This window comes from Mammaliicoccus sp. J-M41, assembly GCF_022385935.1.
In the GTDB taxonomy this organism is placed as follows: domain Bacteria; phylum Bacillota; class Bacilli; order Staphylococcales; family Staphylococcaceae; genus Mammaliicoccus; species Mammaliicoccus sciuri_A.
In genome coordinates, this window is the sequence record NZ_JAJNIR010000022.1 from 21,413 (window position 1) to 44,293 (window position 22,881).

At 31.5% G+C, this 22,881-nt stretch carries 27 protein-coding genes; 8 read left to right on the forward strand and 19 right to left on the reverse strand.

Annotated features, from left to right (window positions below; all coding sequences use genetic code 11):
* Window positions 1-46 precede the first annotated feature (46 nt).
* Window positions 47-1,174, forward strand: coding sequence for a radical SAM/CxCxxxxC motif protein YfkAB (gene yfkAB / locus LQ686_RS09115; protein WP_103360886.1), 1,128 nt, complete (start codon window positions 47-49; stop codon window positions 1,172-1,174).
* A 49-nt stretch (window positions 1,175-1,223) separates the two neighbouring features.
* Here yfkAB and LQ686_RS09120 read toward each other — a convergent pair whose 3' ends face one another.
* From LQ686_RS09120 to LQ686_RS09135, 4 genes are all read right to left on the reverse strand, one after another.
* Entirely contained in the window at window positions 1,224-1,736 is a 513-nt protein-coding gene (locus LQ686_RS09120) for an acyl-CoA thioesterase (RefSeq protein WP_103360885.1), read from the reverse strand.
* Window positions 1,737-1,808: 72 nt separating this feature from the next.
* Window positions 1,809-1,988, reverse strand: a complete 180-nt coding sequence (locus LQ686_RS09125; RefSeq protein ID WP_048540679.1) for a hypothetical protein — start codon at window positions 1,986-1,988, stop codon at window positions 1,809-1,811.
* A 77-nt stretch (window positions 1,989-2,065) separates the two neighbouring features.
* On the reverse strand, window positions 2,066-3,295 hold the full coding sequence (locus tag LQ686_RS09130) for an aminopeptidase (RefSeq protein ID WP_107572625.1): 1,230 nt from the start codon (window positions 3,293-3,295) through the stop codon (window positions 2,066-2,068).
* A gap of 18 nt (window positions 3,296-3,313) precedes the next feature.
* A complete protein-coding gene (locus LQ686_RS09135) occupies window positions 3,314-3,517 on the reverse strand; it encodes a DUF1128 family protein (RefSeq protein ID WP_025905159.1) in 204 nt (67 codons plus the stop codon).
* Between the two features lie 137 nt (window positions 3,518-3,654).
* Between LQ686_RS09135 and LQ686_RS09140 the strand changes: the two genes are divergently transcribed.
* From LQ686_RS09140 to LQ686_RS09155, 4 genes are all read left to right on the forward strand, one after another.
* Window positions 3,655-4,020 carry a PH domain-containing protein gene (locus LQ686_RS09140; protein WP_103360883.1) on the forward strand — a complete coding sequence of 122 codons (366 nt, stop codon included), beginning with the start codon at window positions 3,655-3,657 and terminating at the stop codon, window positions 4,018-4,020.
* Between the two features lie 162 nt (window positions 4,021-4,182).
* Entirely contained in the window at window positions 4,183-4,482 is a 300-nt protein-coding gene (locus LQ686_RS09145; RefSeq protein ID WP_025905157.1) for a YtxH domain-containing protein, read from the forward strand.
* Window positions 4,483-4,554: 72 nt separating this feature from the next.
* On the forward strand, window positions 4,555-5,622 hold the full coding sequence (locus LQ686_RS09150; RefSeq protein WP_025905156.1) for a YihY/virulence factor BrkB family protein: 1,068 nt from the start codon (window positions 4,555-4,557) through the stop codon (window positions 5,620-5,622).
* Window positions 5,606-6,175, forward strand: a complete 570-nt coding sequence (locus tag LQ686_RS09155; RefSeq protein WP_103360882.1) for a beta-class carbonic anhydrase — start codon at window positions 5,606-5,608, stop codon at window positions 6,173-6,175. Before LQ686_RS09150 ends, LQ686_RS09155 begins: the two co-directional genes overlap by 17 nt.
* 39 nt (window positions 6,176-6,214) lie before the next feature.
* Here LQ686_RS09155 and LQ686_RS09160 read toward each other — a convergent pair whose 3' ends face one another.
* From LQ686_RS09160 to map, 5 genes are all read right to left on the reverse strand, one after another.
* Window positions 6,215-6,844, reverse strand: coding sequence for a response regulator transcription factor (locus tag LQ686_RS09160; RefSeq protein WP_025905154.1), 630 nt, complete (start codon window positions 6,842-6,844; stop codon window positions 6,215-6,217).
* A complete protein-coding gene (locus LQ686_RS09165; RefSeq protein ID WP_037590451.1) occupies window positions 6,834-7,877 on the reverse strand; it encodes a sensor histidine kinase in 1,044 nt (347 codons plus the stop codon). Before LQ686_RS09165 ends, LQ686_RS09160 begins: the two co-directional genes overlap by 11 nt.
* Window positions 7,874-8,584, reverse strand: a complete 711-nt coding sequence (gene liaF, locus LQ686_RS09170; RefSeq protein WP_025905152.1) for a cell wall-active antibiotics response protein LiaF — start codon at window positions 8,582-8,584, stop codon at window positions 7,874-7,876. Before liaF ends, LQ686_RS09165 begins: the two co-directional genes overlap by 4 nt.
* 15 nt (window positions 8,585-8,599) lie before the next feature.
* Window positions 8,600-9,010 carry a hypothetical protein gene (locus LQ686_RS09175; RefSeq protein ID WP_233670693.1) on the reverse strand — a complete coding sequence of 137 codons (411 nt, stop codon included), beginning with the start codon at window positions 9,008-9,010 and terminating at the stop codon, window positions 8,600-8,602.
* A 145-nt stretch (window positions 9,011-9,155) separates the two neighbouring features.
* Window positions 9,156-9,911, reverse strand: a complete 756-nt coding sequence (gene map / locus LQ686_RS09180; RefSeq protein WP_025905150.1) for a type I methionyl aminopeptidase — start codon at window positions 9,909-9,911, stop codon at window positions 9,156-9,158.
* 97 nt (window positions 9,912-10,008) lie between these two features.
* On the opposite strand from map, the gene LQ686_RS09185 reads away from it, so the two are divergent.
* Complete coding sequence (locus LQ686_RS09185) at window positions 10,009-11,004, forward strand: FUSC family protein (RefSeq protein ID WP_103360881.1); 996 nt, start codon at window positions 10,009-10,011, stop codon at window positions 11,002-11,004.
* A 133-nt stretch (window positions 11,005-11,137) separates the two neighbouring features.
* Here the strand turns inward: LQ686_RS09185 and gatD are convergent, their stop codons facing one another.
* Window positions 11,138-11,860, reverse strand: a complete 723-nt coding sequence (gatD, locus tag LQ686_RS09190; protein ID WP_025905148.1) for a lipid II isoglutaminyl synthase subunit GatD — start codon at window positions 11,858-11,860, stop codon at window positions 11,138-11,140.
* Entirely contained in the window at window positions 11,860-13,170 is a 1,311-nt protein-coding gene (gene murT, locus LQ686_RS09195; protein ID WP_103360879.1) for a lipid II isoglutaminyl synthase subunit MurT, read from the reverse strand. The genes gatD and murT overlap by 1 nt, the downstream gene beginning before the upstream one ends.
* Before the next feature lie 146 nt (window positions 13,171-13,316).
* On the opposite strand from murT, the gene LQ686_RS09200 reads away from it, so the two are divergent.
* Together LQ686_RS09200 and LQ686_RS09205 are read left to right on the forward strand one after the other, a co-directional pair.
* Complete coding sequence (locus LQ686_RS09200; protein WP_239733285.1) at window positions 13,317-13,823, forward strand: ferritin; 507 nt, start codon at window positions 13,317-13,319, stop codon at window positions 13,821-13,823.
* A 144-nt stretch (window positions 13,824-13,967) separates the two neighbouring features.
* Window positions 13,968-14,522 carry a 3'-5' exonuclease gene (locus tag LQ686_RS09205; protein ID WP_103360878.1) on the forward strand — a complete coding sequence of 185 codons (555 nt, stop codon included), beginning with the start codon at window positions 13,968-13,970 and terminating at the stop codon, window positions 14,520-14,522.
* Window positions 14,523-14,575: 53 nt separating this feature from the next.
* Here the strand turns inward: LQ686_RS09205 and LQ686_RS09210 are convergent, their stop codons facing one another.
* The 8 genes from LQ686_RS09210 to LQ686_RS09245 form a co-directional block, all read right to left on the reverse strand.
* The gene (locus tag LQ686_RS09210; RefSeq protein WP_048540669.1) at window positions 14,576-14,791 is read right to left on the reverse strand and encodes a hypothetical protein; all 216 of its coding nucleotides are present in this window, start codon (window positions 14,789-14,791) and stop codon (window positions 14,576-14,578) included.
* A 118-nt stretch (window positions 14,792-14,909) separates the two neighbouring features.
* The gene (gene dinB / locus LQ686_RS09215) at window positions 14,910-15,977 is read right to left on the reverse strand and encodes a DNA polymerase IV (protein WP_103360877.1); all 1,068 of its coding nucleotides are present in this window, start codon (window positions 15,975-15,977) and stop codon (window positions 14,910-14,912) included.
* A 69-nt stretch (window positions 15,978-16,046) separates the two neighbouring features.
* Window positions 16,047-16,592 carry a DUF3267 domain-containing protein gene (locus LQ686_RS09220; RefSeq protein ID WP_058591878.1) on the reverse strand — a complete coding sequence of 182 codons (546 nt, stop codon included), beginning with the start codon at window positions 16,590-16,592 and terminating at the stop codon, window positions 16,047-16,049.
* 95 nt (window positions 16,593-16,687) lie between these two features.
* Window positions 16,688-17,812, reverse strand: coding sequence for a PQQ-dependent sugar dehydrogenase (locus LQ686_RS09225; protein ID WP_239733286.1), 1,125 nt, complete (start codon window positions 17,810-17,812; stop codon window positions 16,688-16,690).
* A 106-nt stretch (window positions 17,813-17,918) separates the two neighbouring features.
* Window positions 17,919-19,292, reverse strand: a complete 1,374-nt coding sequence (rlmD, locus tag LQ686_RS09230) for a 23S rRNA (uracil(1939)-C(5))-methyltransferase RlmD (RefSeq protein WP_103360874.1) — start codon at window positions 19,290-19,292, stop codon at window positions 17,919-17,921.
* Window positions 19,293-19,352: 60 nt separating this feature from the next.
* Window positions 19,353-20,318: a diacylglycerol kinase gene (locus LQ686_RS09235; protein ID WP_025905139.1), complete on the reverse strand. Its 966-nt coding sequence runs from the start codon at window positions 20,316-20,318 to the stop codon at window positions 19,353-19,355.
* A gap of 71 nt (window positions 20,319-20,389) precedes the next feature.
* A complete protein-coding gene (locus LQ686_RS09240; protein ID WP_103360873.1) occupies window positions 20,390-21,841 on the reverse strand; it encodes a helicase HerA-like domain-containing protein in 1,452 nt (483 codons plus the stop codon).
* Window positions 21,842-22,059: 218 nt separating this feature from the next.
* The coding region (locus LQ686_RS09245; RefSeq protein WP_239733287.1) for an IS3 family transposase at window positions 22,060-22,881 on the reverse strand (822 nt) is incomplete at its 5' end.

Consider the following 22,881-nt stretch of genomic DNA (forward strand, 5'->3'; position numbering starts at 1 on the left):
GTGTTACGCTCATAGATAGGAAAAAAATCAGAAAGAAGGATATATCATGATATACGACTTGAAAAGTCCTATTTCAATAAAAAACGACCCGTGGGAGGCCTATAACGATATAGACGAACACGGTTCATTACAACTGAGTAATATAGAATTTACAACGACTACACTCTGTAATATGCGTTGTGCACATTGTGCAGTAGGTTATACGTTACAATTACGAGACCCTGACACATTACCGATGGATTTAATTTTAAAGAGACTTGATGAAGTCCCTCATTTAAAAACAATCTCAATTACTGGCGGAGAACCAATGTTCAGTAAAAAATCAATTCGAGAAACTGTCGTTCCTTTATTAAAATATGCACACAAACGAGGCATTTACACGCAAATGAATTCTAATTTAACGTTACCACTTGATCGTTATTTAGAAATTGCTGAGTATATTGATGTTATGCACATTTCACATAACTGGGGAACAATCGATGAATTCAGTGAAGTTGGTTTCCATGTAATGGACAAGAAACCTCCTTTAAAAGTAAGATATCGACTATACGAACAAATGATTCAAAACTCTGCCACACTATCAGAACAAGGTATGTTTGTATCTGCTGAAACGATGTTAAATAAAAGTACTAAACCTTATTTACAAAAAATCCATAATGAAATTGTTCATGATATGAAATGTAGTCGTCATGAAATACATCCTATGTACCCTTCTGACTTTGCAAGTCAGTTAAATATTATGAGTTTAGATGAAATGAAAGATACTATTCATGAGATTTTAGACTTTAGAGATGAAGATACTTGGATGTTATTTGGAACGTTACCTTTTTACCCTTGTTTCATGAATGAATCAGACCAAAACTTATTATCTAGATTAAAATCATCTAAAAATGTAAGTTTAAGAAATGATCCAGATGGAAGAAGTAGATTAAACGTAAATGTATTTTCTGGAGATGTAATCGTTACAGACTTCGGCGATGAAACAGGATCTATCGCAAATATTAAACAAGATAAACTTGAAGATGTTTATCAAACATGGATGAATTCATCTTTAGCAAAATCACTTAACTGTCACTGTCCTAAAGTGAGATGTTTAGGTCCAAATTTACTCGTAAAAGATATGTACTATAAAGATGTCGACTTTAAAGCAAACGAATTAAGAATGAATCAATAATATAATAAAGGGCTAGGACAACAATTGTTGTCCTAGCCCTTTATTTAAATTAGATATATAGTTTTGTAGACATGAATTCTAATGTTTTCTTACTTTCTTTTCTTCTTTCTTGGCGTAGTTTCACTCTATCTTGCGCACTTTCATAGAACCATTTTTCATCATCTGTTTCAGGATATATTGCTGGAACTTCTGCTTTATTTCCTTCTTTATCTAAAGCTACAAATGTTAAAAAGCTATACGCTGCTAAATGTTTCTTTTGATTAATATTGTCTTCACTAATGACTTTTACGCAAATCTCCATAGATGATTTACCTGCATAAGTGACAAAAGAAACTAACGATATCACTTCACCTGTTCCGATTGGTTGTAAGAAGTCTACTGAATCCGTAGATGCTGTTACAACTGAGTTCCCACTATGTCTCATCGCTGCGATTGCTGCGATTTCATCAATTTCCGCCATTAATTTACCACCGAACATCGTATTGTGGTGATTTGTGTCCTCTGGAAATATTTGAATGGATTTGACACTTCTTGATTCTTTCATTGGTTTCTTCGTTTTCATATTATAACCCCGTCCAGTTTTGCTTATTTTTATTGAAAAAAATAGCCAGGTTTCCCTGGCTATTCATTCTTATTAATGATAATGTTCCTCATCATCAAAGACTTTCTTCTCTAGTGCTTCTTCAGCAGTATCAATTCGTACAGACTCTCTACTATCGAATGTTTGAACAAGATACATCATTAATGCGCCGCCAAATGTAAAAATTGCGAACACAAATGCGATCATTACACTCCATTCCATTGGTGTACTCATGATATCCCCTCCTTTGAATGGCTATAAAGACTTTATTTATCTTTATTATACATGATGTATTCTTAAATGGCTATCTTTTAAAATGCCCAATTACCATCTCTAAATACTGGTTCTTTTTCACCATTTTCCAAAATACCATCAATTGATAAATCTTTGCTACCAATCATAAAGTCAACATGTGTTGTGGAATCATTTAAACCATTTTCAGCTAATTGTTCAGCAGTCATATCTTTGCCACCTTCGATACAAAATGCATAAGCAGATCCTAATGCAATATGACAAGAAGCATTTTCATCAAATAATGTATTATAGAATAACGTGTTCATGTTAGAAATTGGTGAATCAACAGGTACTAATGCTACCTCACCTAGTCGTTTTGAACCTTCATCTGTTTCTAGAATCGATTTCAAAATTTCTTCACCAACACCTGCTTTGTAGTCTACTACTTCACCATCTTTAAATGTTAAAGTAAAGTCATCAATAATATTACCTGAATAACTTAAAGGTAATGTATTACTTACTGTTCCATTAACACCATTTTTATGTGGTGCAGTAAATACTTCTTCAGTAGGCATATTCGCTACAAAGCTGTTGCCTTTTGAGTTTACAGAACTAGCACCCGACCAATATTGACCGTTTGGTAATTCAATTGTTAAGTCAGTACCTTCTGATTTGTAATGCAATGCTTTATATTTTTTGTTATTTAAATAATCTGCTTTTTCATGTAATAAGTGATCATGTTCTTCCCAAGCTTTCACTGGGTCTTCTTGATCAACTCTTACTGTTTTTAAAATTGTTTCAAGTAATTTATTGACTGCTTCATCATCACTTAATTCAGGGAACATCATTTTAGCCCAACCAACCGATGGATATGAAGCTACACACCAACTCATGCGATCACTTTGAACAGCAACCATATAGTCTTTAAATGCTTTTCCGTTTGCTGCCATAGATTTGCGAATTTTATTAGGATCAGCATCTTTCAAACTATCTGGACTAGATGAAACAATTGATAAGAACGCTGCTTTTCTATCTAAATAATCCATTTTTTCATCAATATCATATTGTTTAACATTCTCAAAAAATGATTCAGGTTCATATTGATATTTAAGCTGTGCAATTCTATCATCTTTGTAACTAACTTTTACGTCTTCTGCCCCTATTTTGTATGCTTCCTCAACAACTAAATGTACAAATTCACTTGCATCAATTGAAGCTTGAATATATACAGGTTCTTTTTCCTGAACATTCAAACCAACTTTAACTAATAACTCTGCATATTTTTTAAGCTGTTTTTCATAACCCATTTGTTTAACCACCTTTGTTTATTTTCTAAGGTCACCTAAAGCTTGTGTAATAGCTGTCATTTCACTAGCTGATATGTTTTTTCTAGACATGACCATAGTATGTATTTCTTTCAATTCTTCTTTCTTTTCTTCAGGTATTGCATCTTTATTCAATACACTTGTATTTACTAATCGTAGCTTGCCTTTTAAATCATCTACCATTTGTTCTATTGATTCAGTCATATTTTTTATCATCCTTTCAAAATTTAGTTTAGCAAAAAGTAATTATAATTAAAACTATCAAACTTATATATTCACTTTACAATTTATATGAATATTTTATACAATAAACATGAATTATAAGGTGAGGAGTGATTCTAGTGGCTGTTCAAGATATACTTTCATGGACGCTTTTCGAACAAGTTGCAGTACCAGATAATATTTCGCAATATCTCGTTGAAGGCGAAGAAGCTTATAGTGCTTTTAAGACATTCAGAGATACTGCCGTATTTACAAATAAACGAATTATCATTCGTGATATGCAAGGTATCACCGGTAAGAAAATAGAAACTTACTCTATACCTTATAACATTATACTCATGTGGTCTACTGAGAATGCTGGTAAACTACTTGATTTAAACGGTGAAATCACATTATGGACAAGAGCTGGGCATTTTAAAATTAAAATAGGCAGAAATTTAGATATTATGCCTTTTGAAAAGCTATTGTCTAATGCACTATTATAAACTACAATTGTGTTTATATCTCTAAATTTATGGGAATAAACAACATTAGTGATATTTATAACATATATTAACGCCTATATTCTCTAATTTGAGATTCATTTGTGATATGATATGTAGGTCAATGTTAATTTAAAGTTATATTCTTGAAAGGGGAAAAACATTATGCAAAACAAATTAGTTCCTGCTATTTTAATAGGTGGTACAATTGGCGCAATTATTGCATTAGCTGATAAAAACACTCGCCAATCGTTATCAAACCAAGTGCAAAACATTAAAGAAGGCAACACTTCAAGAGAACCTTCTAAATTAGATCAAATTAAAGATGAAGTTCTATACTGGAAAGATGTAATCGAAGAAATTCGTCGTAAAAATCCAGAATTAGAGCAATCAATTATGGATGCTAAAGATACATTCATTGAGAAAAAGAATCAAAGACAAATCTCAGGTTCAAACCATTCATAATTTATATTAAAGACTAGGCTTATTCATCTAACCTAGTCTTTTTTAACATCATATTAAATTAGGAGAATTTATATGGGAAATGATAAATCGAGCTCAAAATTTTTAGAACAAGCTAAAAACTTTAAAGACGAACAAAAAAAGTCTATTAAGAAAGAATATTATATTCCACCACAAAAATTTGAATCTAAGACAGCAAAGAAAGATAACCAAATATTTTATGTTTCAAAAATTAATAAGCCAGCTAAATTTACGAAAGACGGTAATATTTTATCAACTTTAATTTACAGAATTGGTAAGGATAATGCTACAGGACTTGCAGCACAGCTTTCATATTACTTCTTACTTGCGTTATTCCCTACTCTAATATTTGTGTTAACGTTGATACCACTATTCCAAGTCAATCCTGATACAATTACAAATATGATATCAGAGAATGCACCTGGTGATACGGCAAAGTTAATTACTGGCATAATTGATGACGTTATGAATAATGCTAGTGGTGGCTTATTCTCATTCGGTTTAATCGCAGCATTATGGTCTGCATCAAATGGTATGACTGCTTTAATGAACGCATTTAATGTCGCTTATGATGTTGAAGATGGAAGAAATGCTATCATACTTAAAATCATGAGTGTCTTCTTCACAGTTATTATGGTTGTTGTATTCGGTATTGCAATAGCACTACCTATATTTGGTCAACAAATCGGCAATTTATTATTTGGTCCTTTAGGATTAGAATCTGAATTACGTTGGATATTTAGTTTAATAAAAGTCGTACTACCATTAATTGTGACGTTTATCGTATTTATCACACTATATACGCTTGCACCAAACATTAAAATCAAATTATTATCAGTTGTTCCTGGTGCAGCTTTTACAACAATTGCATGGTTAGGTTCAAGTGCTTTATTTGGTGTTTATGTTAATAATTTCGCTAACTACTCTAAAACATACGGTAGTATCGGAGGTATTATCGTATTGATGATTTGGTTATTCTTAACTGGATTAATTATTATCATCGGTGCAGAAATAAACGCAGTACTACATCAGAAGAAAATGCTTAAAAATGGATCACCAGAAGAACAAGCATTTAATAACTTAACAGAAAACGGTGATATGACTAATGCCTCTATTGAATGATATTTTAGAATATAATGCAGCTTTTATAGAAAATAAGGAATATAAAAATCTTATAACAACAAAGACACCTAACGCTAAAGCAGTATTGCTCACGTGTATGGATACGCGATTAACAGAACTTTCTACGCGTGCATTAGGCTTTAAAAATGGCGATATCAAAGTTGTTAAAAACGCTGGCGCAACTATTTCTCATCCATATGGTTCTACAATGCGAAGTTTATTAGTAGCGATTTATGCACTTGGCGCTGAAGAAATCATTATCATGGGTCATAAAGACTGTGGTATGGGGAATTTGGATGTGGATTCAGTAATAGATACAATGAAAAGTCGTGGTATCACAGATGATACACTAAATACAATCGAACATTCAGGTATTAATATCCATCAATTCTTAAGAGGATTCGATGATGTAACTGAAAATGTTCAAACAAATATACAAAAAGTATATAACCATCCATTATTTGATCAATCTGTTCCGATACATGGACTCGTAATTGATCCACATAATGGTGATTTAGAAGTTATACAAAATGGATATGAATTTACTAAATAAAAGAAGTTGAGCTCCTTTATGGAAGCTCAACTTCTTTTATTATGATATTAAATTATGTTGAAAGGCATATATAACAGCCTGTGTTCTATCTTGTACTTCTAATTTACTTAATATATTACTAACGTGCGTTTTAACTGTCTTAATCGTAATATGTGAGGCACTTGCTATTTCTTGGTTTGAATAACCTTTAGCGATTAATAATAATATTTCCATTTCACGTTCAGTCAACATTTCGAATAATTCAGCTTTTTGATTCATTCTATTTCTCATTTTTACAAGTACTTCTGGTTCAAAAATAGACTCTTTGTTGTACGTCTTACGTATAGCATTTGCGATATCATCTGCAGAAGTCGTCTTTAATATATAACTATCAACACCTGCATCTAAGGCTTGGTAGACTTCATTATCTTCAATGAAACTTGTTAACATGACGATTTTAACACTTGGTTGATGCTTTTTTATATGTTGTGTTGCTTCTATACCATTCATATCATCCATCACTAAATCCATTAAAATGACATCGGGTTCTAATTCTTCAGCTTTTTCAATACCTTCTCTTCCTGATGCTGCTTCCCCTATGACGGATATATCTTCTTGTGTAGATAAATAACTAGAGATTCCGATTCGAACCATTTCATGATCATCTACAAATAATACTCTAATTGTCATATTGTTCCTCCTTATTATTTGGTACCTTAACTTCAATACGCGTTCCCGATTCAGGCATTGAAATAATATTGAGAGTGGCTCCAATTTCTAATGCACGTTCGTTCATAGTATTTAGCCCATAACTCTGTGGATCTCTTTTAGATGTGTCAAAACCTACCCCATCATCTTGTATACGTAATATAACATAATCATTCGTATCTATTAACTCTATTGAAACTTTTGTACCTTTAGAATGACGTAACGTATTAGATATGGCTTCTTGAGTTATACGGAATAGATGGTCTTCCGTACCTTTGGCTATTTCTATATCTTCTATATCATAAACAACTTTCATTGGTATTTTTTGTTTCAAGTCGACTACTAAATCTTTAATACCTTCACCAAGAGATTTATTTTTTAATCCTAAAGGTCTTAAATGTAATAATAAAGCACGCATTTCTAATTGCGAATCTTGTATCATTTTTTCTAATAAGTCTACTTGTTTAGCTAATGGCTCTTTTAATTCTGATGATTTAATTGCAGATAACATCATACTTGCCGCAAATAATTGCTGACTTACTGAGTCATGTAATTCTCTTGCTAATCTTTGTCGCTCATCTTCTATGATTTTTTTAACGACGGAATCTTGCATTTGATACGATTCATTAATAATTTGTTGAGACTTTAATCTCAACGTGTATAGTTCTTCATGCAACGGAATTAATGTTTGATAAATTTCTAAAGTTTCTTTGTGCAAATCAATTTCATGGTGATTCACACCTAACATTTCTCCTTGAAAAGATCTTTCGATTTGTTCTTTAATCCAATGGTGCTGTTGATTAATTTTGTAAGCTACTGCAGTCCCTATTATGATACATAGTAAAATTACTACAATATTAATAAACAGGAATGCTGGTACACCTAATATTTGTGTGTAAAATAAACCTTGAAAATATATAATATTAATAAAAATTCGATCTAAGAAAAATAAAATGCCGACAATTGTATAAACAAGAATAAGCATTGAACCGATAATTCTTGTGTAGTTATTCATCGATAAATCACCTCAACATCTCCCATAAATGTTGAGAAGAATATATTAACTTTAAATGAATTTTTATGACTATTTTCCTCATAATGTACTGTTTCATTTTTTACTCTGTACACTTGATCATTCATATATAATCTGCCATATAAAGCAGTTATATGTACATGTACATGGTAATTATATGGAACAATAATTTGCGTCTTTCCAATATATTGTCTCACGACAATAACATTATGCTCAGATAAATTAGCAGCTAAAGATAAATCTAATTCAATATCTCCAATTGCTTGTTGAATTTGTATATCTTCCCATTTATAAATATAGTGTGGTGTCTTTTGTGGAGAGAACCATCGCTGTTTTATAAATGATTCGTTAATATTTTCATTTGATGTTTGATCGACATGTTCTACTCTTAATGGTTTCTTACGATATAAAAGATATCTAATAACTAAAAATACTAAGAATAAAAATAAAATGGCAAGCATGTATGGATTAGAAAGTAATGCATAAATCATTAAAATGGCGCCTATCCAAAATATAATTAATCCCCGTAATTTATGAAAATATAAATATCCTACATATATAAATATCGTACCCATTACAACAACGAGTAATAAGCCTATTTTCTCAAAGAAAATATAGTAAATGTTTGATAACAAAATCAATACAGATAATACGATCAACAATTCCGTTGATATAAATTTATTCTTCAACATACCACTCCTTTTTTAGAGAAGTGAATTCATCTGAGTAAGCATCGTACGCTCAGCTATAGTATCAGCAATTTTATCAAAAGTACTTTTCATAGCTTCGTCAATTTTCGCTAATTCACTTTCTAACATATTAATTTGCTTTTGTAACCATTGTAAATCATGATCTTCTAATTTTTTAGCACATTTAATTTTAAAATCTTCAATCTTGTCCATATACTTATTGTCTAATTCTAAAGTATATTTATCAATTAATTTACTTAATTGACAACGTTTTTGTTCAAGATACGTTAAGTACTGCTTCATAGCTTTAATTTTAACATCTAAGCGCTTAGCACATGTATCTAAACTTTCATAATATGAAACAAGAATTAATTGTTTTAATTGATCTGAAACAACATTAAACATAGAATCACCTACTTCTGTCATATTAAACTCTATTATAAAATGTTATTTCAAATCTAAAAATGGACCTAGGATTGAATTTTCAATAGGACCTTAGTCTTAGAAAAATAAAAAGGAGTAGTATAGAATCTTGTATGTTTAATCAATTCTATCCACTCCTCTTATATTTTTAGTCTTCTAATTTAGTTAATAATAATGGTCCTTCTTTAGTTACAACAATTGTGTGCTCAATTTGAGCGACGAAACTTTTATCTTTCGTTTCAAATGCCCAATCATTTTTACCGTCGCTAACGATTGTCGCGTTTGATGAGATAAATGGTTCTACTGCAAGTACCATACCTTCTTTAAGCAATTGTTTTTCTAATGGATCATAATAGTTCATAACATGTTGTGGTGAATCGTGTAATGAACGTCCAACACCATGTCCTGTTAAGTTTTTAATAACTTTTAAGCCATTTTTACGTGCAGTAGCATTTACTGCTCTACCAATTTGAGATAATTTAGCACCTGGCTTAACTTTCTTCATTGCTTCTTCAAAAGCCATAGCTGCTACATCAACTACTAATTGTTTTTTCGGATCATCTGCATTACCAACAACAAATGAAATACCTGTATCTGCATAATAGCCATTTTTACGAGCTGAAACGTCTATATTTACAAGATCGCCTTCGTTAATCACACGTTTACCAGGTATACCGTGCGCAACCTCTTCATTTACACTTATACATGTGTAACCAGGAAAATCATACTCTGCAATAGGTGCTGATTCTGCTTCTAACTCTTCAAATCTTTCCTTTGCGATGTTATCTAATTCTTTAGTTGTAATTCCGGGTTTAGTTGCTTCTTTTAACTCATCACGAATTATTGCACAAATTTTACCTATTTCTTTTAGGCCTTCAAGTTCTTCATTGTTTTGAATTATCATTTAAATCCCGTTCTTTCTTTTAAAATTTTTTTGTCGTTTATCATTATATCAGAAAATGCATGTTATACTATAAAAAAATGATTTCGGAGTTTTGAATATGAAAGAAAATTGGTTATCTCGAATTATCGGTGCAAGAATTATTAAAACTGGATTAGCAACTTTTTTAACTGCTTTAATATGTATGTCTTTAAATTTAAATCCTATATTTGCGGTTATCACATCTATTGTGACAATTGAACCTACAGCTAAAGCATCCTTAAAGAAAGCATTTGTGAGGTTCCCCGCTTCTATACTTGGTGCATTTATAGCCGTTATTAGTACATACTTCTTTGGAGAATCACCTTTAAGTTATTCATTAGCAGCAACCGTCACGATTTTAGTATGTTATAAACTTAAATTATTTGATGGTATGTTAGTAGCTGCCATTACAGCTGTCGCAATGGTTCCGGTTATCCATGAAGCATTCGTATATAATTTCGTATCACGATTAGCGACGACTACAATTGGTCTTGCAACAGCAGGCATCGTCAACTTCATTATTTTGCCACCTAAATATATAAATCAAATAGAAGACATCAATCATAAGATGGATCAAAGCATTTTAGAAATATACATAGCTAGACTTAAAGAACTCTTACTAGGTGAATACGAATCTACTTTATCCATGAAAAAAGTATCAACATTGCAACAACAAGCTACTAAAATTGAACAACTTATAAAATATCAAAAAGAAGAATACGATTACCATAGAGCAAAGAAAGAATCTAAATCTCACATTAGAAAAGTCGAAATGAAATATCACATTAACCGACTACTAAATGCACATTTATTAAACTTAGTATATTTACCAGAGAATACGCACATCGTCTTTACCGAAAAAGAACGCACAGCAATCTCAAATTTCATCAAATCCTATGAACATTTAATAAAAGCAAATGAATATAAAAAACAAAAAAATGCAGCATCCACATTAAAAAATAGTGTTAAAGGACTAAACGAATTTGATGAAAACCAAATCAAAAGTCACATTATTTATGAAATACTCATGATTAATAAAATTTTAAACGATAGATATTCAAGATTAACAAAATAACTATGCTAAAACATAAATAGCGGCCAGGACATTAAAATATGTCCCAGCCGCTTTTTATGTTTTAATGATGTGAGTTACTTATTATGATTTTTAATGAACTCGTGAGTTTACTACCTCTTTAACTCACATCTTATTATTTTGCTTTTAACAATCGTTTAATAATAGCTTGTTTTGCCGCTTCTTCAACTGTATTGTCTAATTGTTCTGGTTCGAATGTTATACCTTTTCGGATACATGCTTGTTTTAATAAGTAATCGGTGATTTCGTGGTTTTTAGGTAATATTGGTCCATGTAAATATGTACCTAATAAATTCTTATAATGGATACCCTCTTTCTTATCCGTATCATTATTACCATAACCATCAACGACTTTACCTAATGTAGGATATTCGTGATATGTTCTACCACCATGATTCTCAAAACCGACAATTTGTCCAAATGTTTCTGATTCAATTACAATATCTCCTATTAGACGGTCTTTCTTAGATTCTGTATAAATATCAAGAATGTTTAAACCTTCTAATCTTGTACCATCTGGTGTTACATATTCAGATCCTAAAAATTGATAGCCTCCACATATTGTTAAGGTTGGCATGCCGTCTTCAATTGCATCTTTGAGTTGTGTTTTAATTTTCTTTAATTGTTCTGTTGCTAAACTTTGTTCTCTATCACTTCCACCGCCAATAAAGAAAATGTCACAATCATCTAAACTTAATTGATCAGTATCTGTTATATCTATTACTTCTACTTCTATATTACGCCATTTCGCACGTTGCTTCAGTGCAATAATATTGCCAATATCGCCGTATAAATTTAATTTATCTGGCATAAAATGAAATATTTTTATTGCTGACATTATGCTTCCTCCTTGAAGGCTTTATTCAATGTTCGATGCATTGGTGATAAAGATGTATAGTTTGGAATTGCAACTGTAAACTGATTGTAAGTCATCGATAGTTCCGTTGCCTTTTCTATTGAATGTTCTATAATAACTTCCGCTTCAACTTCAGCATATTTCAGTCTTAATGCTAATTCTTCAGCTCTTTGTCCTGTACAGATGATGGTTTTGATATTCTGTCTAGATAATTTTTCAAAGTCTGCATCATAAATCCATGAAATATCTCTTCCATCTGCACCATTATCATTCAAACTGATTAAATAAACTTTTTCTCCATCAATTTGTTCACCTACAGACAAACTTGCATTCAGACCTGCAGGGTTTTTAGCTAAGTTAATAAGCGCTTCTTTTTTACTATTTCTATAGTATTGCATACGTCCATTATCAGAAGTATATGTTTCAAATCCAATTTTAATAGATTGATCATATAAACCTAATTCTCTTAATACTGAATAAGCTGCAATGACATTAAATACATTAAAATCACCGGCAATCTTCATATCAAAATGAGCATCATTTAAGCCTACATGTATGAATGGTTCTTGTTTAAATGCTGTCACTTCATATTGTGGTGTTGCTCTATTGAATCCACATTCACATGTATAATGACCAATTTGATTGTAATGAATATGACTATAATTTAATAATCTTCCACAATTAGGACAGTATTTACTTTCAACCATTGAACTTTGTTCAAAGTCGTGTATCCCTTTTTGCATACCATAATATACGATGTCATCACTTGCTATTTTTAATCGACTAACGAAAGGATCATCTGCATTCAGTAATAGTTTGATCCCTTTATCTTTGATTGAGTTGGCAATATTATCTACCATCGTATCGATTTCACCAAATCTATCCATTTGGTCTCTAAAGAAGTTTGTCACTACCATCATAGAAGGTGTCATTTCTTTTAACACTCTTGGTATAGAACCCTCATCTATTTCTATAACAGCAATTTTAGTATTTTTATTAGATTGAACAATAAAGCTTGAAGTAATCCCAGCTGCCATATTGGCACCTTCAGTATTATGTATAATTTCAATATTGTTCTTCTTTAATGTATAACCTATTAAATTCGATGTCGTCGTTTTACCGTTCGTACCACTAATCATCACGATTTCATCTACTTCATTTGCTAACTTTCTTAAAATAAGCGGGTCTATTTTTCGAGCTATTTGTCCCGGAAGATCCGTACCTTGTTTACCTACTTTTCTACTAGCATATCGAGCTAGCTTTGCTATATTTTTCGCAACATACTTCTTCATACGTTACCTCCTTGTTCTGTCACATCATTATACCACGTTCAAAAGCTTTAAAAAAAGTGTTTAACTGTATCAAATCGTTGGTTTCATTTTGTTGTTATTGTATAATAAAAATGTAAGTTAAAATTATTATAGAAGGGAAGATTTCTATGTTATCTAAAAATATTTTAAATGCTTTAAACAATCAGTTGAATCATGAATTTTACGCAGCACATGCATATATGGCAATGGCAGCTTATTGTGCAGATAAGAGTTACGATGGATTTGCAAACTTCTATATTCAACAAGCTAAAGAAGAACGTTTCCATGGTATGAAAATATATGACTATATTAACGATCGTGGTGAAAAAGCTATTTTCACAGCTTTAGATGCTCCTAAGACTGAATTCAGTTCTTTATTAGAGACATTTAAAGATGGATTAGCTCAAGAACAAGATGTTACACGTCGATTCTATAATTTATCTGAAATTGCTAAAGAAGAAAAAGACTTTGCTACAATTTCATTCTTAAACTGGTTCTTAGATGAGCAAGTTGAAGAAGAGTCTATGTTTGAAACACATATTGACTACTTAGAAAGAATTCAAGAAGACAATAACGCATTATTTATCTATGAAAAAGATTTAGCTTCTCGTCACTTCGATGAAGATGCTGAATAATTTATAGTCTTACTATACTTAAATGAAGACCATCACCGTGAGCTACTCATGGTGGATGGTCTTTATTCATTCTATCTTACATACCATCATCATTTACATTATTCCAACAAATGTTTATAATAACTTTCTAAAGGAAGTGATGGTATGTCTTCATTTGTAGCACTTGATTTTGAAACAGCAAATGGAAGTCCGGAAAGTATTTGTTCTGTCGGAATGGTCAAAGTAATTGATCATCAAATTACAGAAACTTTTTACACATTAGTGAATCCCGAGGATTATTTTTCAAATATAAATATTAAAATTCATAAAATTAAACCTTCTGATGTGACAAATTCACCTACTTTCGATGTCGTGTTTCCATATATGATGGATTTCATCGGTACACTACCAGTTGTAGCACATAATGCTAAATTTGATATGACTGTATTGTTTAAATCTCTCATTAAACACCAAATCGAAATTCCTGAATTAACGTATTTTTGTTCATGTATATTAGCTAGAAAAACAGTCAACAATCATAGATATGGACTTGCGCCAATGATGGATTATTATAATATTGATTTTAAAGGTCACCATCATGCGTTAAATGATGCTAAAGCATGTGCGATTATTACGTATCGATTGTTAAAACATTACCCAGACTTAGATTCTGTATTAGATATTTACGGCAAAACGTTAACCGATAAAAAATATGTATAAATAAAAAGCTTCTAGGATATCATGACGCATCCTAGAAGCTTTTATTCTTTTATTTACTCTTTGTGTTGGAATTCTTTTTTTATGTCTCTTTTTAAACTCGCTTTATTAACAGGTCTTTCTAATTTTCTATCAACCCAGAATAATAATATTGCTATCGCAATAATACCTAGTAATTTGATAATATCGAATGAACCTGTTTCAATGGAACTTTTAATAAATAAAATGATTAATAATACTGTAATTGCAATAATTGAAAATTTAAATTTCATATCAATCTCTACTTTCTTATTATAAGTATTAATAAATACCCACTTCTCATGTAGCCGAAACGCGCATTCAACAATATTCAGAATACTAAGGATACATGATGATATCAAGTAAATCGGTTTAAATAAAATCATATATTGTTAAATTACGATACGTTCTTGAAACTAAATTCCCGATTGATACACCTACTAAACGTATAGAAGTCTCGGGGTCTTTTAATGAATTATATAAATCATATGCTATATTATATATTTCAACTTCGTCATAGACGGGTGTATGACTACTTGTTTGTTTAGATAATGTTTCAAAGTTATGTGTCTTAAGTTTAACTGTTATCGTTCGTCCTGCTAGTTCATGTTTATCTGCTCTATTAGCAACTTCAGTACTCAATTTTCTAATTGTATTGAGTATAAAGTCATCATCATTTTGATCTGTTTCAAATGTTGTTTCTCGACCGATTGATTTTCTAACACGTGTTGGTTTCACTGGAGAATGATCAATACCGCGTACTTTATTATAAAAGCTTACACCACGTTTACCGAATAATTGAATCAATTCCATTTGGTCATATGCGTATAAATCTTTACCACTATTGATCCCCAATGATTTCATCTTTTCTTCTGTTACTTTTCCAATACCCGCAAAATCTCCTATAGGCAACGACATCAACAAATCATGTACATTCTCATAATCTATCACTGTACGACCACTCGGTTTATTCATACCGCTAGCGAGCTTTGCTAAAAATTTATTATAAGAAACACCCGCTGAAGAAGTTAGATGCGTCTTATCATAAATATCTCGTTGAATGTATTGTGCAATCGTTGACGCAGGTAAGTCTTTTCTCACAAGTTCAGTAACGTCTAAATAAGCTTCATCTAACGATAAAGGTTCTACAATATCTGTATAACTTTTAAATATTGCCATTATATCATTCGACACTTCTCGATAATAATTAATTCTTGGGCGTACATAATAACCATCCGGACAAAGTTGATGTGCTTGAGCCATGGGCATAGCTGAATGAACACCAAATTTACGAGCTTCATAACTAGCTGTCGAAACAACCCCTCTACCTGAAGCACGTCCACCTATAATCACTGGTTTTCCTTTTAATTTTGGATTATCTCTTATTTCTACTTGAGCAAAGAAAGCATCCATATCAATGTGAATGATTCGCCGTTCCATTCTAAACACCTCTACAAAAAAATAGGAAGTTGGTTGCCCAAATTCCTATATATTATATCAAAAATCTTATTAACTTGTTGATTGAACGTCTTTATTATCCGTAAATAAATTAATACCTACTTCTGTATCTTCTACATAATTCATCTGCTTATTACTATAAATCACTTGCGCCATGTAAAAATCACCGATACATGCTGCACCATGAAAAGCAAATACATAAATAATAGAAGTGACTTGAAGCCATAATAATACAATTAATAATCCTATACTAATTAAAACAAATGGTGCTAATAATATGATATAAAATTGTTTTCTTGTAAAAATAGCATGTGGCATCGTTGCATAAAACATGCCTTTCATATATCCATATTTAACCTTTCCCTTTGGGTTAAATATTTTAAAACAAATACCGTGTATTAACTCATGGATAAACACTAATATAATTAAACCAACTAACCCGACTATAATATTTCTTACAAAGCCTTCTTCATAAATATATATGATATTCGCAATTAACTTAAAACTAATTAATATTAATGAAAGAAATAAAACAAATTGTAAAAGTGCTAACCTTTTTAATACAGATATATTGTTAACTAAGTCAATTTTAAGCATCCAATACCCCCGTGAAACCATTTCTTAATAACCTTTACATAATGATTATAAAATATAAATTCAATTTATACTAATGATTTTATGCTCGGTTTGAATTATGAATTTAATTGACTTAGTGAAACTTTATACATCTTATCATCATTTTGAGAAGGATTACCCCTACCATCTGTATTATTACTTACAAAATACAAATCATCATTTACAATGTAAACATCTCTAATTCTTCCATATTTAGTCGCCACTTTTTTCATTTCATCTTTTTCTACATCAAATTTCATAATACCTTCTCCACGCAACGCAGCTGAATAAATGATACCGTCTTTAAATGCGATGCCTGAAGGTGCCCATGTATCATCTGATCCTGAAGTAAATATCGGTGTTTCCATATTATTATTTTCTTCATTGCCTTCAATCACTGGCCAACCGTAATTATGACCTTCTTTAATCTCATTTATTTCATCATTAGCCTGATTACCATGTTCACTCGCATACATCTGTCCATCAGGGGTCCATACAATTCCTTGTAGATTTCTGTGACCATAACTATAAACATATGAATTAGAAATCGGATTATCTTTAGGCTTACTACCATCAAGATTAATTCTTAAAATTTTACCACCTAAAGTATCTTTATCTTGTGCATTTTGTTCGTCTGAAGCATCTCCAGTTGTCGCGTATAATTTATCATCCGGTCCAATTTTTAAACGACCACCATGATGATATTGACCACTCGGAATTTTATCAATTAATACCTCTTCTTCTTTCCACGTATCATTTTCTAATTTTAATTTTACGATACGATTAAACTGGCCATTATCTTCATATGTGTAATACGCATATGCTTCTTGAGAATCTTTAAAATCAGGTGCAAGAACGAATCCTAATAAACCCGCTTCAGTAGCTGTAGAAACTTCCTTATCTAAATCCACTTGTTGCTCATTCTTTTTATTGCCATCGATTTTAATAATTTTGCCAGGACGTTCTGATAAATAAAACACATCATTTGATTTCGCAATACTCCACGGTGTATCTAAACCTTGAGCTACCGTTTCAATACCTTTAGTCTCTTTACGATCTTGGTTGTCATCTGACTGACTCTGTTCATGTTCCATTTCATTCTGAGTTTGCTTACCTTTATCTTCAGTTTCATCACGCGAATCATTACTACAAGCAGATAAAATAAAACTAGCAGAAATTGCACTAATCATTAGTCGTTTCATAAACAACCCTCCTTACATTATTTATACAGTTGTAAACACTTTCACACAAACATAACGCTCAAAAACCCAAGCCAACGTATAAGTTGGCTTGGGTTTTTGGTGAATTCTATTCTTTTATTTTTTCGATTAAAGCTACTGTTTCGACATGTGTTGTATGTGGAAACATATCCACTGGTGTGATTTCTTTTAGTTGATAACCGCTATTTTTCAACAATTCTACATCTCTCACCTGTGTTGCTGGGTTACATGAAATATACACGATTCTTTTTGGTGATAATTCGATTAATGTTTCAATAAATGTTTGATCGCATCCTTTTCTTGGTGGATCGACCATTACAACTTCTGGTTTAATACCTTCTTGTTGCCATTTTAAGATAATTTCTTCTGCTTTTCCTGCTTCCCATGTCGCATTGTCTATATGGTTGATTTGCGCATTTTCTTTTGCGTTTTCTATAGCTTGTTCTACGACTTCCACGCCATAAACGTGTTTTGCTTTTTGTGACATGTATGAACCGATTGTCCCAATACCACAATACGCATCAATGACAGTTTCTTCTCCATCTAATTGTGCATATTCTAGCGCTTTATGATAAAGTTTTTCTGTTTGTGTTGGATTGATTTGATAGAAAGAAGTGTCGGATATTTTAAATTCATATTCAGAAAGTTTATCTGTAATTGTATCTTTCCCGTATAAAGTATGTGACGTATGTCCCATAATAACATTTGATTTTTCTAAATTAATATTATGTTTAATGCTGACCACATTTTCAAATTCTGTTTGTATAAAATCAATAATTTTATTTTTATGGCTAAGTTGTTTACTATTCGTCACGAATATAACCATTGTTTCTCCAGTATAATAACCAGTTCTCAAGATGATATGTCTTAATTCACCTTTATGCTTTTGTTCATTATAAATACTGATGTTTGTTTCATCTAAAAGTTTCTTAAGTTTCTTCATAATTAAATCATGCTTTTCATCTTGAATCATGCAATGATCTATATTCACAATATCGTGACTTCTTTGTCTATAGAATCCTAGTTCAATTTCACCAGATTTATTTTTCCCCACTGGTATTTGGGATTTATTACGATAATGCCAAGGATTTTCCATGCCAACTGTATCGTGAATAATTGTATCTTCAAAATGTGATTTTCTCTTGAATAGATTAATCACTTGTTCTTTTTTCATTTCTAATTGCGCATTGTAACTTAAATGTTGAAGTTGACATCCACCACAAACTTTATAATATTCACATGGTGGTTCAATTCTGTCCTTTGATGCTTCTTCAATGGAGATTAATTTACCAATAGCAAATTGCTTTTTCACTTTGATGACTTTAAATGAAATGGTTTCATCTTTAATTGCATTTGGTACGAAAATTGGATAACGATCGAATTTTACAACACCATGCCCTTCATGTGTAAAATCGATAACCTCTCCAGTATATATTTCATTCTTATTTACGACTCCTGCCATATTAACTCCCTCTTTCACGATAAACATAGAAAAAAGGGACAAAATAATGTCCCTATGTATTTATTCTTCTGTTTGTTCTTCGTGTAGTCTTTCTCGTTCTCTTTCTACTGTTTCAATTCCGTGCTCTCTCTTAACCCTTTCAAGTTTAGAAAAGACTTGTATATGTTGTTTTAAGTTTAAGAAATTAGCAGGTAATACGCCACCAAATTCACCATCAACATTTAATTGAATTTGCTCAAATGATGAGACATTAATTGTTTTAGCTTTTGTGTAATGTACTTTCGGATGATTGATATGATCACCTCTAGAAGCCAATGTCATAATATGTCCAAGTTCTGCTATATTCACTTTCTCTAATATAAGCAAAGTAAAATTACCATCATTAATATCAGCATCTGGTACAAGCTTTTCAAAGCCGCCTATTGAATTCGTTAAGCCAATTAAAAACATCATCGCTTCGCCTTGGAATACATTACCATCATATTCGATACGTATATCAGTCGCTTTAATTTGTGGTAACATCTCTAAGCCTTTAATGTAATAAGCGAGTGGTCCAACCATTGTTTTCAATTTACTTGGCGCTTCATAAGAAACTTCTGTTATTTTACCGCCACCAGCAATGTTAATAAAATAGCGATTGTTCATTTTACCAACATCTACAGGTACAAGATCACCTTTAATGATTGTATCTACAGCTTCCATTATATTGTTTGGAATAAGAAGTGCTCTACCAAAATCGTTAACTGTCCCCATAGGAATTAACCCTAGTTTAGGTCGCTTCTTTGCTTCTGCTATACCATTGATAACTTCATTTAAAGTACCATCTCCACCAGCAGCAATGATTACATCATAATCATATTTTAGAGCTTCCCTAGCAGCATGTGTCGCATCTCCAGCACTTGTTGTAGCATGAGCGCTTGTCTCATAACCAGCCTGTTCTAACTTAATTAATACATCAGGTAATGCTCTTTTAAATAACTCTCTTCCTGATGTTGGGTTGTAAATGATTCTAGCTTTTTTCTTCATTATGATCCCTCTTGTATATTCTTATATCTTTATATTAAAGCATATACTAAATATAAGAAAGCAAAAAATAATTAGCGTCTTTTCGTTCCAAATATATTACGTACTATTTCTCTACCAATTTGTCTTCCAACTGTTGATAAGAATTTAGATGTTTCTTTTTGGAATTGTGAAGGTTTTTCTTTCTTCTTAGATGTTGTTTCTTTCTTAGTTGACTGTGATTTCTTAGTTTTTTGTTCTTCTTCAGGTTGCTTTTCAATCTTATTTTGTAACATTTCATATGCACTTTCACGATCAAATGTTTCTTTATACGTTTCATTTAATGGTGCATTATCAATTAAATCTTTTTTAACAGATTCATCGATTACACCAATTTTACTTTCAGGTGGACGAATAAATGCGCGTTCAACAACATTTGGTTGGCCTTCATCATTTAAGAATGAAATCAATGCTTCCCCTGTTTTCAATTCTCCGATTACTTGAGCAGTGTCAAAGCTTTCATTTTGACGGAAAGTTTGTGCAGCACTTTTAATCGCTTTTTGATCTTTAGGTGTGTAACTTCTAAGTGCATGTTGCACTCTATTACCTAGTTGTCCAAGCACTGATTCTGGAATATCAATTGGATTTTGAGTTACGAAATAAATACCTACACCTTTAGATCGGATTAAACGTACAACTTGTTCAACTTTTTCAATTAACTCTTTTGAACTATCATTAAATAAAAGATGAGCTTCATCAAAGAAGAAGACAATTTTTGGTTTTTCAGGATCGCCTACTTCTGGAAGACTTTCAAATAACTCCGATAATAACCATAATAAGAACGTTGCATATAATTTAGGCTTTTGATATAAAACAGATGCATCAAGTACATTGATCATACCTCTGCCTGATTCATCAAACTTAATAAAATCTTCTAATTGTAACGCAGGTTCTCCGAAGAATGTTTCAGCACCTTCAGATTCTAATCTTAATAATGCACGCTGAATTGCACCAATTGATGCAGAAGAAATATTTCCATACTTTTCAGCATACTCTGCTCTATTTTCATTAATTTCTTTTAAAAGTGCTTTAAAATCTTTCATATCAATTAGAAGCAGACCACTTTCATCAGCAACTTTAAATACAATATCTAACACACCTAATTGAGTATTATTTAAATCTAATAATTTACCGATTAATAGTGGACCCATTTCTGTAATTGTTGTACGAACAGGTACACCCGTTTTTTGAAATACATCAAACAACGTTACAGGAAAAGCATTATTTTTGTAATCGTCAATTTTCATCATATCAATACGTTCTTGAATCTTATCATTGATAGAGGCAGCCTCTGCAATACTTGAGATGTCCCCTTTAACATCTGACATAAAGACTGGAACACCAGCTTTAGAAAATTGTTCAGCCAATACTTTTAAAGTAATTGTTTTACCAGTACCAGTAGCACCAGCAATCAAGCCATGTCTATTAGCTTGGCCTAACTCTAAATTGATTTCATTTTCATTTTTAGCTATTTTAATTTGTGTCATATGTAGTTACTCCTCCATCATCATTATGATTTAATACTATTGTACTTCAACACACCAACCATGCAAGTAATTAGATATAGAATTTGCAATTTAATAAGATCAAGAATTAATGGAGGTGTATCTTCCATTATTCTGAATTCTGGTAATTAGGTGGGCGCTCTCTTACGGACACTTCTCGGAATTCTGTCCCTAACGACACCTGGTATGTCAACAAAAACTTAGACAGAATTCATAAGTTTATAAGAGGTTGGCGTTTGATAATTTAATCCTGCATGTATTCTTTCATTGTTATACCAGTTTATATACATTTTTAATTCAATTTCTAATTGTTCTATCGTATAGAATCTTGTAGTATTTATGAATTCTGTCTTTACTGCTTTAAATATTGTTTCTGCTACTGCGTTATCATATGGATTTCCCTTACGGCTTAAAGAACGGTTAATATTGAATACATCAATTACTTTATCGATTAATTGATTATCAAATTCTCGTCCTCTATCTGTATGGATATAGCTTATATTAAATAGATTTGTTTCTATACTTGCTAATGCTTTGAATACTAAGTCAGCGTTTTTGCGTTGTCCTACACTATAGCCTATAATCTCACGATTATATAAATCACTAAATAAGCATACATAATGCCATCTATTGTCCACACGGACATAAGTTAAATCTGAAACAATGTATTTATACTGTTTATGTTTTTTAAAGTTACGATTTAAATGATTCTTGGTAGTAGATTGGTTTACCTTGCTTGATGTTACTTTAAATTTCATCTTTGTATAAGTAGAAACTAAGTTTCTTTGTTTCATCAATACACCAATCTTACGCCTAGACACATATAGTCCTCGTTTCGTTAAAGCAATCTTTATTTTACGTGTACCGTAACAACGTCTATTAGAGATGAATATATCTTCAATTTCATCTGCTAATATCTCATCATTGTTTTCTTTATTAACTTTATGTTGGTTATTTTGGTGGTAATAGTAGGTACTTCTTGGCATTTGTAGGACTTTGCACATTGCTGATACTGAATATTT